Source organism: Vogesella facilis (assembly GCF_042648525.1).
GTDB lineage: Bacteria > Pseudomonadota > Gammaproteobacteria > Burkholderiales > Chromobacteriaceae > Vogesella > Vogesella facilis.
The window spans coordinates 435,639-449,695 of the sequence record NZ_JBHRXN010000031.1 but is presented as its reverse complement, the minus strand read 5'-3'; the positions used below and the strand labels follow the sequence as shown (position 1 = coordinate 449,695).

General features: G+C 66.1%; 13 protein-coding genes. 6 read left to right on the top strand and 7 right to left on the bottom strand.

All coding sequences use genetic code 11. The features are described 5' to 3' along the window. Window positions 1-8: 8 nt before the first annotated feature. Complete coding sequence (locus tag ACFOLG_RS13270; RefSeq protein ID WP_386092623.1) at window positions 9-1,346, bottom strand: ferredoxin reductase family protein; 1,338 nt, start codon at window positions 1,344-1,346, stop codon at window positions 9-11. A gap of 127 nt (window positions 1,347-1,473) precedes the next feature. Between ACFOLG_RS13270 and ACFOLG_RS13265 the strand changes: the two genes are divergently transcribed. Beyond that, window positions 1,474-1,944: a MarR family winged helix-turn-helix transcriptional regulator gene (locus ACFOLG_RS13265; RefSeq protein ID WP_386092621.1), complete on the top strand. Its 471-nt coding sequence runs from the start codon at window positions 1,474-1,476 to the stop codon at window positions 1,942-1,944. Window positions 1,945-2,051: 107 nt separating this feature from the next. On the opposite strand, the gene ACFOLG_RS13260 is transcribed toward ACFOLG_RS13265, so the two are convergent. Beyond that, window positions 2,052-3,206: a GGDEF domain-containing protein gene (locus tag ACFOLG_RS13260; protein ID WP_386092619.1), complete on the bottom strand. Its 1,155-nt coding sequence runs from the start codon at window positions 3,204-3,206 to the stop codon at window positions 2,052-2,054. Window positions 3,207-3,396: 190 nt separating this feature from the next. Between ACFOLG_RS13260 and ACFOLG_RS13255 the strand changes: the two genes are divergently transcribed. After that, entirely contained in the window at window positions 3,397-4,107 is a 711-nt protein-coding gene (locus ACFOLG_RS13255; RefSeq protein WP_386092617.1) for a hypothetical protein, read from the top strand. A gap of 148 nt (window positions 4,108-4,255) precedes the next feature. Here ACFOLG_RS13255 and ACFOLG_RS13250 read toward each other — a convergent pair whose 3' ends face one another. Both ACFOLG_RS13250 and dmeF read right to left on the bottom strand, forming a co-directional pair. Further along, on the bottom strand, window positions 4,256-4,414 hold the full coding sequence (locus ACFOLG_RS13250) for a DUF3330 domain-containing protein (RefSeq protein ID WP_386092616.1): 159 nt from the start codon (window positions 4,412-4,414) through the stop codon (window positions 4,256-4,258). Window positions 4,415-4,506: 92 nt separating this feature from the next. Next, window positions 4,507-5,442, bottom strand: coding sequence for a CDF family Co(II)/Ni(II) efflux transporter DmeF (dmeF, locus tag ACFOLG_RS13245; RefSeq protein WP_386092614.1), 936 nt, complete (start codon window positions 5,440-5,442; stop codon window positions 4,507-4,509). 85 nt (window positions 5,443-5,527) lie between these two features. Between dmeF and ACFOLG_RS13240 the strand changes: the two genes are divergently transcribed. Continuing rightward, on the top strand, window positions 5,528-5,803 hold the full coding sequence (locus tag ACFOLG_RS13240; RefSeq protein ID WP_386092612.1) for a metal/formaldehyde-sensitive transcriptional repressor: 276 nt from the start codon (window positions 5,528-5,530) through the stop codon (window positions 5,801-5,803). A gap of 77 nt (window positions 5,804-5,880) precedes the next feature. On the opposite strand, the gene fghA is transcribed toward ACFOLG_RS13240, so the two are convergent. Both fghA and ACFOLG_RS13230 read right to left on the bottom strand, forming a co-directional pair. Then, entirely contained in the window at window positions 5,881-6,729 is an 849-nt protein-coding gene (fghA, locus tag ACFOLG_RS13235) for an S-formylglutathione hydrolase (RefSeq protein ID WP_386092610.1), read from the bottom strand. A gap of 7 nt (window positions 6,730-6,736) precedes the next feature. After that, window positions 6,737-7,855, bottom strand: a complete 1,119-nt coding sequence (locus ACFOLG_RS13230) for an S-(hydroxymethyl)glutathione dehydrogenase/class III alcohol dehydrogenase (RefSeq protein WP_386092608.1) — start codon at window positions 7,853-7,855, stop codon at window positions 6,737-6,739. A gap of 142 nt (window positions 7,856-7,997) precedes the next feature. Between ACFOLG_RS13230 and ACFOLG_RS13225 the strand changes: the two genes are divergently transcribed. The 3 genes from ACFOLG_RS13225 to ACFOLG_RS13215 all read left to right on the top strand — a co-directional run bounded on the left by ACFOLG_RS13225 (window position 7,998) and on the right by ACFOLG_RS13215 (window position 12,085). Then, window positions 7,998-8,870, top strand: a complete 873-nt coding sequence (locus ACFOLG_RS13225) for a LysR family transcriptional regulator (protein ID WP_386092606.1) — start codon at window positions 7,998-8,000, stop codon at window positions 8,868-8,870. An 88-nt stretch (window positions 8,871-8,958) separates the two neighbouring features. Next, entirely contained in the window at window positions 8,959-9,462 is a 504-nt protein-coding gene (locus ACFOLG_RS13220) for a molybdopterin-dependent oxidoreductase (protein WP_386092604.1), read from the top strand. A gap of 13 nt (window positions 9,463-9,475) precedes the next feature. Next, the gene (locus ACFOLG_RS13215) at window positions 9,476-12,085 is read left to right on the top strand and encodes a response regulator (RefSeq protein WP_386092602.1); all 2,610 of its coding nucleotides are present in this window, start codon (window positions 9,476-9,478) and stop codon (window positions 12,083-12,085) included. A 335-nt stretch (window positions 12,086-12,420) separates the two neighbouring features. On the opposite strand, the gene rmuC is transcribed toward ACFOLG_RS13215, so the two are convergent. After that, window positions 12,421-14,025 carry a DNA recombination protein RmuC gene (rmuC, locus tag ACFOLG_RS13210; protein WP_386092600.1) on the bottom strand — a complete coding sequence of 535 codons (1,605 nt, stop codon included), beginning with the start codon at window positions 14,023-14,025 and terminating at the stop codon, window positions 12,421-12,423. Window positions 14,026-14,057 lie beyond the last annotated feature (32 nt).

The following is a 14,057-nucleotide window of genomic DNA, read 5'->3' as shown; positions in this document are numbered from 1 at the left end:
CCACGGGATTAGCGCATGTGGAACAGCTCCTGGTGAAAGCGTGCCGCCGGCAGGCCCAGCGCCAGCAGTTTGTCGCGCAGCTGCCGGCCAAAACCGGCCGGGCCGCAGAACCAGATATCGGCCTCGCGCCAGTCCGGCACGGTACGGGTCAGCCGTTCGGCATCCAGCCGGCCGTCGTGCGGCTGGCACAACAGGTGCAAGTCCACGCCGGCGGCACGCGCCGCGACGGCCAGGCGTGCCATGCTGGCGGCGTCGTAATCGCTGCTGGCGTGGAAAAAGTCGATCTGCTGGCGGCCAGGCTGGCTGGCCAGCGCCTGCAGCCGGGCGACGAACGGCGTCACGCCGATGCCGCCGCTGATCCAGATCTGGCGCCGGTGCGCGCCGGCAAAGGTAAAGCGGCCGTACGGACCTTCCAGCTGGATGCGGTCGCCCACCGCCAGCGTGTGCGGCAGGGTACGGGTGTAGTCGCCCAGCGCCTTGATCAGCAGTTGCACCCGGCCGTCACCCTGCCAGGCCGAGGCCAGTGTGAACGGGTGCGCGCCTTCCTGCGGATCGAAGGTAACGAAAGCGAACTGCCCGGCCTGATGCCCCGGCCAGGCCTTGTCCAGCTGCAGCTCCACCGCCAGCACCTTGAGTTCCGGCTGATAGCTCAGCGCGCTGATGTGCCCGGCGGTGCGCGGCTGGCCGCGGTGACGGCGCAGCAGCGACAGCAGCGCGGACATACTGCCCCCGCCCATCAGCAGCGCTAGCAGCCAGCCGCTAGGCGTGGTCCAGTTGCCGAACTGCAGCAGTACCACGGCATGAAACACCAGCACTAGGTAGGCAAGCGGTAGCAGGCGGTGCAGCTGGGCAAAGCGGCGGTACGGCACCAGCTTGACCAGCGCCACCAGCATCAGGGCGGCCGCAGCATAAAACGCCCACTCACCCAGGCTTTCGGCGCTGTGACGCAGCGACATCAACAGCTGCTGCAAGCTGCCGTCCGGCAAGTGCAGCGGCGGCCGGCGCGGGCGCCCGCCGCGAATCAGCCCCAGCACCGCCAGCCATTTGGGGCTTTGCGTCAGCGCCCAGTGGCTGAGCGACAGCAGCAGCCCGGCGATGCCCAGCCATTTGTGCAGCCGGTACATCTTGTCCAGCCCGCCCAGGCGCGTTTCCAGCCAGGTTGGCCGCATCGCCAGCAGCATGGCGATGCTCATCACCGTCATACCCAGCACTCCGCTGTACTGGATCAGGACATTGCGCCAGGCAATGAAGTTGGGCTGCCCGCCCAGGGCGGCGGGGTTGCTGGCCAGCCACAACAGCGACGCCAGCGCCAGCGCGCCCCAGAAAAACCATGTGATCCTGCGCATGTCTCTTACCTTGCAAGCAAATACCGAATGGTGGCAGCCTAATCGCCACATATCTTTCTCGCAAGATAACTACACAACCGTTAACATCTTGCCGCCACCGTTAACAACTCCGGCAAGGAAACCGCCGATGCGCCAGAAAAACCGCATGCAGGATCACCAGTGGGACAGCGCGCTGGACCCGCAGACCGTGCCGCTGTTCTTGCAGCTGCAATGGGCACAGGCGCAGTCGCTGCTGACCATGCGCCCGATGCTGGCGAAATTCGCGCTGAGCGCGGTGGAGTTCGACGTGCTGGCCACGCTGCGCAACGCCCCCGCCCCGCACCAGCTGACGCCGTCGGCGATTCAGGCGGCGGTGGTGATCAGCTCCGGCGGGTTGACCAAGGTGATGCTGCAGCTGGAGGCGCGCGGCCTGGTTACGCGCCAGCAGCAGGAGCACGATCTGCGGGTCAAGCCGGTGTGTCTCAGCGCCGCGGGCAGCAGCCTGATCGAAGCCGCCATGATGGAAACCGTGGCCGACACCGGCCAGTGGCTGCGCGCACGGCTGGACGCCGCGGAAATCGCGCAGCTGACGCAGTTGCTGGCGCGGCTGGCCGACTAGCGCCGGCACTGCGGCCAACGTTGGCCGCAGGCAAAGCATTTGCCCGCGCCGCCGCCGCGCGCTGCAGATGCCCCATCGCCGCGCGCACAGCGCCAGGCAGGCGGCACTCAGGCCGTGGACAAAGTCACCTGGTTACGGCCGGCGTATTTGGCGTGATACAGCGCGGTATCCGCCGCGTAGATCAGCTGCTCCAGCTCGGCATCGCTCGCCGCCGCCGCGGCCACGCCGATGCTGACGGTGATGCGGATGCTGCCGCCCTGCGGCAATGGCACCTCCGCCTGCTGCACCCGCTGCCGGATGCGCTCGGCCACCTCCAGCGCATCGTGCGCGTCCATCGCCTGCAGCAGGGCCACGAACTCCTCGCCACCCCAGCGGCAGAACAGGTCGTTGCGCCGCAACACGTCCTGCATGATCGCCGTCAGCTGCCGCAGCACCGCATCGCCCATGGCATGGCCATGCTCATCGTTGACGCGCTTGAAGAAGTCGGCATCCATCATCAGCAGCGCCACCCCCTGCCGCTGGCGCTGGGCACTGGCAATCAGCCCGGAGGCGCCGTCGCGGAAGGCGCGCCGGTTCATCGCCCCGGTCAGCGGATCCTGCATCGCCATCTCCGCCAGTTGCTGCCGCAGCTGGTAGCTGTGCACGTATTCGCGATACAGCGCGTACTGCGCGGCGATAGCCAGGCCGGTCGCCGGCCAGATCTGCACCGCGTACAGCAGGTGGGGAAAGGCCAGCTGCGGGTTGAGCAGCGCCTGCAGGTGCGGGCCGAGGGAAAACAGGATGTGCGCGATCATGATCAGCGGAAACGACAGCCCCTGCAGCACCAGAAAGCCGGCCATCTGGAAATACATATAGCCGCCGATGCCATAGATGAAACCATCGTGCAGCCGCAGCAGAATGTCGAAAAACAGCACATCGAACAGGAAAGCGGCGGCAAAGATCATCAGCCGCGAATGGCGCAGCGACAGCGCCGGGTGCGCCATACCCCAGGCCACCCCGAACGCCAGCAAGCCCATGACGAGGCGCAGGCCGATGGTGTGCTGCGCGCCGTTGGCATCGATCACGTAATCCCAGATCCACATACCGGTGGCAAACAGCCCCGATAGCTGCCACATGCGCTGCGAATAGCGGCGCCGGTCGTGGAACTTGGCATCCAGAAAGCCGCTCGGCAGCACGCCCTGCACGGGCAGGCCGAGCGCACAGGCGGCAGCCGATGGCGGCGGCGCCTCTGGTGGCGTTGCAGTAGGCAAATGGTGGCTCATGGTCTCCCTGCCGCTGTGGCCGCGCATGAGGCGCTGACAGTCTTCAGTGTAGAGCGGCAGCGGCGACCGTGCGGCCAACTTTGCAGGCAATCTGCTGTCCAAACCCCGTATGTAAGCACTGGCTGAAACAGCGCTAAGCAATACTGTGATCGTGCCGATAAACCGGCTATATCCGCCCCCGGAGGTCGCCATGATGCCCATCCGCCGCAAGCTGCTGGACGGCTTTAGCAGCACCTTCCCGCCCCTGCAGCAGCAAGGGCGCAGCATGGTGGCGGCCAGCAGCATGCCGGCGGCCAACCCGCAGAATCTGGCCGAGGAATACCTGGCCTGGGCGCGCTGGCTGGATGAGCTGCATCGCCACGCCAACAACGGCGGCGAGCGCGAAGTGCGCGCGCTGGCCGATGGAAAGCTCGGCTTCGTGCTGCGGCGCTGCATGGTGCTGCGCGAGAAAAGCATGCTCGGCGGTTCCGCCGGCCATGTGCTGCTGGACGAGGCCGCGCATCTGGCGCGCGAACTGGAACAGGTGGTGGGCGAGCTCAGCGGCCGCGAGATGACGGCGGTGGACGAATGGCCGCTGCCCTACCGGCTGTACAGCCGGCAGGCGCCGGCCAGCCACGCCCCCACCGCGCCGCCGCGCGGCCATCGCGAGCGGCGCCAGGGCCGCGAACACCGGCAGAACCTGCTCACCGCCGCCGAGCGCCACGATGCCCAGCTGGCACTGGGCAGCCTGCTGCTGGTGCTGCAGCTGCTGCGCCGCTGGCCGGCACTGGCCGAGGCGCCGGCATGGCGTGCGGCCAACCTCAGCCTGAGCCGCACGCGGCAGATGGGCCACCTTGCCGCCGAGCCGACGCCCCCCTCGGACCGCAGCGGCCCTGCCGCCGACAGCAGCCACACACCATAAGCCCGCCGCGTCTACCTTACCGACGCCAGACGCTGGCGAACCCGACCGCCGCCAGCAGCTCCGCACCCGGCCAGCACCAAAGGTTGGCCGCAAAAAAAAAAACGCGGAGCACACTCCGCGTTCCATCCCAGGCACCAGCAAACCCGACTCAGGCCGCCTCGGCGGTGGCTGGCAATGCTGCCGCCTGTTGCTGCCATTGCTGATAGCAGTCCAGGCCGCAGTAGTTGCTGACGTATTCGTCCTTTTCGCTGTTGTGATCCGCCGGAATCTCTTCCAGGCAGACCCGGCACTCAAGCAGGGTGTCCATGCTGCTTCTCCATGCGGCTATACCCCCAGCCTAGGCCACGCCATCGGCAGCGGGAAATCGATTGTGTCTATCCCGCCGATGGCCGCCGGCTATCAGCGCAGCGGACGATTGATCTCCACCGTAATGTGCGCCAGCTCCTCGTGCACTGCCAGCAGGCCGCGCACCTGATCCGGTGTGGTGTCGCCGCTGCTTTCCAGCGCCACGATGCAGGCATAGCTGCCCTGCCCCACCCGCCACAGATGCAGGTCGGTAATGCTGGCCGGCGGCTGCAGGCTGGCGATGGCCTGCTGGATCTCCGCCAGCTGCGGCGCATCCATCTCGGCATCCAGCAGCACCTTGCCGCTCTGCTGCAACAGCCCCCTGGCCCACACCGCCACCAGCACCGCACCGGCGATGCCCATCACCGGGTCCAGCCAGGCCGCACCCCACAGCATGCCGGCACACAGCGCCACGATGGCGAGGATGGAAGTCGCCGCATCCGCCAGCACATGCAGGTAGGCGGCGCGCAGGTTCAGATCGTGATGCGCGTCATGATGATGGTGATGCTCGTGGTGCGGCTCGTGGTGATGGCCGTGCCCGTGCTGATGACCGGCGGCATGCAGCAGCCAGGCGCACAGCAGGTTGACCAGCAGGCCCAGCAGCGCCAGCACGATCGCCTGCTGGTAGTGAATGGGGCTGGGGTTGAGCAGTCGCTGCAGCGACTGCACCAGCATCAGCCCGGCTACCCCCAGCAGCAGCAGCGCGCTGCTGAAGCCGCCCAGGATCTCGATCTTCCAGGTGCCGAAGGCAAAGCGCCGGTCGTAGGCGTAGCGGCGCGCGGCGGCATAGGCCAGCACCGACAGGCCCAGCGCCAGTGCGTGCGAGCTCATGTGCCAGCCATCGGCCAGCAGTGCCATGGAGTTGAACCACCAGCCGCCGAAGATTTCCACCAGCATGGTGATGGCGGTCAGCCACACCGCCCAGCGGGTGTTGCGCTGCGCCAGCGGGTTGCCGAGGTGAAAGACATGGGAATGGCTACGATTGTGCATATTGTGCAGGCCGCTTGATATACTGGCGGGCAGTATATTGCAACGCACTGCAACATACTATCCCCCAGTATATTCAGGACGCACCATGTCGCATCTCGCAGGTAACAACAAGGCGCTACTCACCCGGGTACGACGCATCAAGGGCCAGGCCGAGGCACTGGAAAAGGTGCTGCAGGACGGCGGCGACTGCGTGGCGGTGCTGCAGCAGATTGCCGCCATTCGCGGCGCGGTGAACGGGCTGATGAACCAGGTGCTGGCCGACCACATCCGCGAACACGTCGGCGCCGATGCGCTGACGCCGGAACAGCGCCAGCAGGAGGTGGAGCAGTTGCTCACCATCCTGCAAAGCTATCTCAAATAGATAGGTGGCAAGGTTGGCCGCAGATTCAGCGCAGCTGGCTGAATCCGCGGCCCGTCCGGCCCGGCTACCCGAAGGGCTCAGCCGCTGGCGGCCAGGTTGGCCGCATGAAAACGCAGATGCTCCTCGATGAAGCTGGCCACAAAGTAATAGCTGTGGTCGTAGCCCGGCTGCAGCCGCAGCGTCAGCGGCCAGTCGCGCTTGCTGGCGGCCAACTGCAGCGCCTCCGGTTGCAGCTGCTCCGGCTTGAAGCTGTCCTGCTCGCCCTGGTCCACCAGCGTCGGCAGCGGCTGCGCCTCGGCCAGCAGCTGGCAGCTGTCGTAAGCCGCCCACGCGGCGCGGTCTTCGCCCAGGTAGCTGCTGAACGCCAGCTGCCCCCACGGCACCGCGGCCGGGTTGACGATGGGCGAGAACGCCGACACCGAGGCATAGCGCCCCGGGTTGCGCAGCGCCACCATCAGCGCACCGTGGCCGCCCATGGAATGGCCGCTGATCGCCCGCTTGCCGCTGACCGGAAAACTGCCCTCCACCAGCGCCGGCAGCTCGTCCACCACGTAGTCGTACATGCGGTAGTGCGCGGCCCACGGCGCCTGGGTGGCGTTGACGTAGAAGCCGGCGCCCTGCCCAAGGTCGTAGCGGTCGGCATCGGCCACGCCTTCGCCGCGCGGGCTGGTGTCCGGCATCACCAGCGCCAGGCCCAGCTCGGCCGCCACGCGCTGCGCGCCGGCCTTGGTGGCGAAGTTCTCGTCGTTGCAGGTCAGCCCGGACAGCCAGTACAGCACCGGCACCCGCTCACCGTGTGCGGTCTGCGGCGGCAGATAGATGGCGAAGGTCATCGCCGTGCCGGTGCTGGCCGACTGGTGGCGGTAGCGCTTGTGCCAGCCGCCGAAGGCGCGCTGGCTGGACAGCAGTTCAAGACTCGCGCTCATGCCGGCCTCACTTGGCGAAGTGCACCACGCTGCGGATCGACTTGCCTTCGTGCATCAGGTCGAAGGCGGTGTTGATGTCGTCCAGCGGCATGGTGTGGGTGATGAAGTCGTCGAGGCGGAACTCGCCCTGCATGTAGCGTTCCACATAGCTTGGCAGCTCGGAGCGGCCACGCACGCCGCCAAACGCCGAACCGCGCCACACGCGGCCGGTCACCAGCTGGAACGGACGGGTGCTGATTTCCTCGCCGGCACCGGCCACGCCGATGATCACCGACTCGCCCCAGCCCTTGTGGCAGCATTCCAGCGCCGAGCGCATCACTTTCACATTGCCGATGCACTCGAAGGAGAAGTCCACGCCGCCGTCGGTCATTTCCACGATCACGTCCTGGATCGGCTTGTCGAAGTCGGCCGGGTTCACCAGGTCGGTAGCGCCCAGCTTGCGCGCCAGCTCGAATTTGCTGGTGTTGATGTCGATGCCGATGATGCGGCTGGCGCCGGCCATGCGCGCGCCGATCACCGCCGACAGGCCGATGCCGCCCAGGCCGAAGATGGCCACGGTATCGCCGGCCTTCACCTTGGCGGTGTTCATCACCGCGCCCATGCCGGTGGTGACGCCGCAACCCAGCAGGCACACTTCCTCCAGCGGTGCTTCCTTGCTGATTTTGGCCAGCGAGATTTCCGGCAGCACGGTGTACTCGGAGAAGGTCGAGGTGCCCATGTAGTGGTAGATCGGCTTACCGTCCTTGGAGAAACGGGTGGTGCCGTCCGGCATCAGGCCCTTGCCCTGGGTGGCACGGATCGCCTGGCACAGATTGGTCTTGCCGGACTTGCAGAACTTGCACTCGCCGCATTCCGGGGTGTACAGCGGAATCACGTGGTCGCCCACCGCCACGCTGGTCACGCCCTCGCCCACCGCCTCCACGATACCGGCGCCCTCATGGCCCAGGATGCAGGGGAACACGCCCTCGGAATCCTTGCCGGACAGGGTGTAGGCGTCGGTATGGCACACGCCGCTGGCCACGATGCGCACCAGCACCTCGCCCTTCTGCGGCGGCATCAGATCCACTTCTTCAATACTCAGCGGCTGGTTCGGGCCCCAGGCGACGGCGGCACGGGTCTTGATCATTTGCATCTCGGTTCTCCAGGTCAGGCGGTCAGGACTTGCGGCCAACCTTCGGGGCTGACCGCAGATGCCGTCATTGTAGGAATCGCCAATGCAGAAATAATCGGGTTAAATGGAAACATATTTTTGCAGGTGGGTAACAATCATGCAGTGGCAGGGGGTGGTGGAATTCGTGACCGTGGTGGAAGCGCAGAGCTTTACCGTGGCAGCGCAGCGGCTGGGCATGTCGGTAGCGCAGGTCAGCCGCCAGGTCACCGCGCTGGAGTCGCGGCTGGCGACGCGGCTGCTGTACCGCACCACGCGCCGCGTCAGCATTACCGAGGCCGGCCAGCTGTACTACCAGCATTGCCGCCCGCTGCTGGACGGCCTGCAGCAGGCGGAGCAGGCGCTGTCGCAGGCGCAGGGCACCCCCAGCGGCCACCTGCGCATCACCGCCCCCACCTACTACGGCGAGACGGTGATCGCCCCGCTGCTGACGCGCTATTTGCAGGCCCACCCGCAGATCAGCGCCGAACTGAACCTGGATAACCGCAAGATCGACCTGGTGGCGGAAGGCTACGATCTGGGCATCCGCCTGGGGCCGATGGACGAATCCTCGCTGCAGCTGCGCCAGCTGGGCAGCCGCCAGCACCACGTGTGCGCGGCGCCTGACTACCTGGCGCGCCAGGGCGCGCCGCACACGCTGGCCGAGCTGGGCCAGCACCAATGCCTGGTCGGCACCATCGACTTCTGGCGCTTCAACGATGGCGAGCGCCTGCGCGAAGTGCGCGTCGGCGGCCGGCTGCGCTGCAACAGCGGTGCGGCGCTGCTGACGGCCGCGCTGCAGGGGCTGGGGCTGGTGCAGTTGCCGGACTACTACCTGGCGCCGTACCTGGCCAGCGGCCAGCTGGTGCCGGTGCTCACCGGCTACACCCTGCGCGACGGCATCTGGGCCACCTATCCGCGCAGCCGTTTCATGCCACCCAAGTTGGCCGCACTGCTGGATTTTTTGGCTAAATCCCTGACAAAAAATGCTTAATTGCTATCTTTAACAGGCAGATAGTGAAGTTGAATACTTCGTTTACAATCATCGCCCGCAGAACGGCGAGAACAAGGGAAAACAAGCCATGACCACACTCTTCAAAGCATTACTCACCAGCAGCCTGTTACTGACCGCCAGCAGCGCAGCATTGGCGCTGGACAAGCCGCAGGGCCGCGCCATTCTCACCATCAACGGCCTGGTGGCCGAAAAGAATGCCGGCAACGAAACCCGCTTCGATTCCCGCATGATCGACGCGCTGCCGCAGGTGAAAATGACGGTTTCCACGCCGTGGTACAAAACCGCGCAGACCTTCGAAGGCCCGCTGTTCCGCGACGTGCTGAAAGCCGCCGGCGCCAACGGCAAGAAGCTGTACGTGGTGGCGCTGAACGACTACGCTGCCGAGATTCCGCTCAGCGACCTGGCCAAGTACGACGTGATCCTGGCACGCAAGGTGGGCGGCAAGGTGCTGAGCGTGCGCGACAAAGGACCACTATTCGTGATGTACCCGTTCCACAAAAACCCGGAACTGCAGACCAAGGACATCTACTCCCGCTGCGTCTGGCAGGTAAACCGCATCCGCGTCGAATAAGCCGAAACCTCTGATGCCGAACAACGTAAAGAAGCAGCTGTGGTGGCTGGCGGTACTGATGACGGTGGCGATGTGCACCGTGGGTGGCCTGTATTACAAGCAGCGCGCGGTGATGCAGCGCGTAGCCACCCTGGGCGAGGACAACGTGGTTTGGGTGTACACCCAGCTGGGCATCGACTACCACCGCGCCCTCGGCGCCGCACGCCTGGCCGAGACCACCAACGCCCCGGAAGACCTGGACGAGCTGCAGCTGCGTTACGAGATTCTGGTATCACGCATCAACATCCTGGCGCAGTACCGCTTTGCGCCGCTGTTCCACGACTCGGCCTGGCACAGCACGCAGATCGCCGCGCTGCGCAAGATGATCGAGCACACCGATGCGCTGCTGAACGCCGGCGACGGCAGCTTCGACCGCCAGAGCGCGGCCAGCTTCGAACACGAGCTGGATGCCGTCATCGAGCCGGTACGCGAGCTGACACTGGGCTCCAACACCCGGCTGAACCAGATGGCGCTGGAAAACAACCGCGCCATGGAAGGGCTCAACACCATGGTGGCGGCGCTGGCGGCGCTGCTGATCCTGATCACCGCCGCCATCGCCGTGCTGGCCTACCGCAACCTGGCCGCCAGCGAACGCCGCCGCCAGGAGGCCGAGCAGCTTAGCCACAAGCTGGACCGCGCGCGGGTGGAGGCCGAGGCGGCCAACGAGGCCAAGAGCACCTTCCTGGCCAATATGAGCCACGAGATCCGCACGCCGATGAACGGCATCATCGGCATGACCGATCTGGCACTGGACACCCGGCTGGACGAAGACCAGCGCCAGTACCTGAACCTGGTGAAATCGTCTGCCGACTCGCTGCTGGTGATCCTCAACGACATCCTGGACTTCTCCAAGATCGAGGCCGGCAAGCTGGAAATGGAATCGGTGCCGTTCTCGCTGCGCAACCTGATGGCGCAGACGCTGCACCCGTTTGCATTGCGCGCCGGCGAAAAACAGCTGGAACTGGTATGCAGCATCGAGCCAGGCATCCCGGACCAGCTGCTGTCCGACCCCTCCCGCCTGCGGCAGATCCTCAACAACCTGGTCGGCAATGCCATCAAGTTCACCGAGCAGGGCGAGATCGAGATCAGCGTGCGCCAGCTCGATGGCAACGCGCAGCAGCCGATGGTGCTGGAATTCGCCGTGCGCGATACCGGCATCGGCATTGCGCTCGACAAGCAGCAGCTGATTTTTGCCGCCTTTGCCCAGGCCGACAGCTCCACCACCCGCCGCTACGGCGGCACCGGCCTGGGGCTGGCCATCACCCGTCAGCTGGTAGGGTTGCTGGGCGGCCGGCTGTGGGTGCAGAGCCGCGAAGCACAGGGCAGCAGTTTCTACTTCACCCTGCCGGCCCGCCCGGCAGAGCCGCTGGCCATGCCGCGCGTGGTGGAGACCGACCTGGCCGGCCAGTCGGTGCTGGTGGCCGATGACAACGCCACCAACCGCAGCTGGCTGCAGACGCTGCTGCAAAGCTGGGGCATGCGGCCAACCTTGGTCAACGACGGTTTCGCCGCGCTGGAAGCGCTGCAGCACACCCCGTTCGCGCTGATCCTGCTGGATGCCCACATGCCCGGCATGTCCGGTTTTGACGTCGCGCAACAGCTGCAGACCGCGCGTCGCCACACCACGGTGATCATGCTCACTTCCTCGCGCGAGCGCGGCGACACCCAGCGCTGCCAGCAACTGGGCATCCGCGGCTACCTGACCAAACCGATACGCCAGGAAGAACTGCTGCTGGCCATGCGCCTGCTGCTCGGCGGCGATGCCGTCGAACAGCACAATGCGCCGCCGCTGCTCACCCAGGACACCATCCGCACCCTGAGCAACACGCACCACGTGCTGCTGGTGGAAGACAATCTGGTCAACCAGAAGCTGGGCATCAGCCTGCTGCAGCGCCACGGCTACCAGGTTACCGTGGCCGCCAACGGCCAGGAGGCGCTGGACCTGCTGACCGCGCAATGCTTCGACCTGGTGCTGATGGACATGCAGATGCCGGTGCTGGACGGCCTGGAAACCACCCGCCGCATCCGGGCGCAGGAAGTGCTCAGCGGCGACCACCTGCCCATCATCGCCATGACGGCCAACGTGATGAACGGCGACCGCGAGCGCTGCCTCGACGCCGGCATGGATGGCTACATCGGCAAGCCGATCACCGTCGAGAAAGTGCTCGACGAAATTGCCCGCGTGCAACGCGGGCAGGCCATGCAGCCGCGCCGGCAGGTGCACGCCGCCGTGGACAACATGGTGTTCGACTACCCGCAGCTGCTGCGCAACTGCGACGACGACCAGCACTTTGTTCCCGTCCTGCTGCAGGCCTTCCGCGACGATGCCCCCGCGCTGCTGGCCGAGATCGAACAGGCGCTGGCCGCCGCCGAGCTGCCGCGCGTCAGCGTTGCCGCCCACAGCCTGCGCGGCTCGGCGCTGTCCATCGCCGCCCCGGCGCTGGTGGCCGCCTGCCAGCAGCTGGAACAAGTCAGCAAAGCCGGCGAGCTTGCCGCGGCGCAGGCGGCGTTTGCCACGCTGCCGCGGGCGCTGGCACAGCTGCTGCAGGCGCTGGCGCCATATCAGGCCACCGCCACCGACTGACGCCCCCGCCGGCAGCGCCCGCGAATGCGGCGACACCAAAGACAAAGCCGACCAGAAGGTCGGCTTTGGGCTTGCAGTACTTCAAACGGACTGGCTCTACTCTTCCAGCCCACCGGTTGCAAAGCAGGCATCAATAAAGGCGGGAGCGTTGCCGGCGCGATGCCGGTTGCTGTTGCGTCCGTACGCTCACACGGACGCGCTTCAGGGGAGACGCTTTAACAAAGAACATTACTGCGGCTACAACACTACACAACAATGTCAGCGATACCATTTTGCCCCCCTCCTTTCTGCTGCCTGATTTCGATATAGATTACCCGTCACACCGCTGCAAGAAATCATTCGGCGGCGTCGTCACCCTCGTCGTCCAGCGACGGCAGCAAGTGTGATGACAGCTGCTTGCTGGTGCGCGCGCCCAGCTTGCGCAGCCGCTCGGCGCGGCCAACCAGGTTGCCGCTGCCGTTCGACAGCTGCTTGATGGCATTGCCGTGGGTTTCCTGCGCCAGGCTCAGCTGGCGGCCCAGTTTCTCCAGCGTGTCGATCAGCCCCACCAGTTTGTCGTACATCGCCCCGCCCTGGCGCGCGATCTCCTGCGCGTTCTGGTTCTGGTATTCGTAGCGCCAGATGCTGGCCACGGTACGCAGCGTGGCCAGCAGCGTGCTGGGGCCGACGATCATGATGCGGCGCTCGAACGCCTCGCTGAACAGGCTCATGTCGTGCTGCACCGCCAGCAGGTAGGCCGGCTCCACCGGCACGAACATGAACACGAAGTCCAGGGTGTTGAGCTTGTACAGGTCCTGGTAGCGCTTGTCCGACAGGCTGCGGATATGCTGCCGCAGCGCGGCGATGTGCGCCTTCAGCTCCGCCTCGCGCTGCGTCTCGTCGCCAGCGGCGGTGTAGCGTACGTAGGCGTTCAGCGACACCTTGGAATCCACCACCAGCTGCTTGCCTTCCGGCAGGTCGATCACCACGTCCGGCTGGTAGCGGCGCTGGCTGCCGTCCTCCTGCTCCAGCGTGTCCGACACCTGCACGCGGTATTCGCGGTCGCGGGTCAGGCCGGAGGTTTCCAGCACCTTCTCCAGCACCATCTCGCCCCAGGTGCCCTGCGCCTTGTTGTTGCTGCCGGTCAGCGCATTGGTCAGCGCCACCGCGTCGGCATTCAGCCGGGTGTTCAGCTCCTGCAGCCGGCGCAGCTCCTGCTCCAGCGTCAGCCGCTCCTTGGAATCCTTGTCGTAGGTGTCCTGCACCAGCTTGCCGAAGTGCTGCAGCCGCTCGCCCATCGGCCCCAGCATCTGCTCCAGATTGACCCTATTCTGCTCGGTGAAGCGCTGGCTCTTTTCTTCCAGAATCTCGCTGGCCAGCGCCTTGAACTGGTGACTCAACGCCTCGCGCGCCTCGGCCAGCAGCCGCAGCTTCTCGGCAGATTGCTGCCGTTCCTGCTGCAATAGCGTGCTCAGTTCCTGCTCGCGCACGCTCAGCCGCGTCAGTTCGTCCTGCAACTGTTGCTGTGCCTGCTGCCACTGCTCGCGCTGCGCCTGCAGCTGCGGCAACTGGCGACCCTGCTCCTCGCTGGCGGCCAGGCGTGCGGCCAAGCCTCGCGCTTCGTCCTGCTGCTGGAACAGGCGCTGTTCGCGCGCCGCCAGTTGCTGCTCCAGCTCCGGCACGCGCTGCAACTGGCTGCCGGCGGCGGCCAGTTTCTGCTGGGCATCGCCCAGTTGCTGGCGCGCGTCGTCCAGCTGCCGCTGCAGTGCCTGCTCGCGCGCGGCCAGCTCCTGCCATTGCTGGCTGGCGCTCTGCCACTTGGCCTGCAAGGCAGCCAGTTCCAACTGCACTTCGTTGCGGCCTTGCTGGTAGGCGGCATCCTGCCGGCTGCGCTGCACACCCCACACGGCGGCGCCGCCCAGCGCCATGCCGACCAGGGTGGAAATCAGGGTTTCGATCATGCTGTGCTTATGTCCTGTGCGATGCTGGCCGG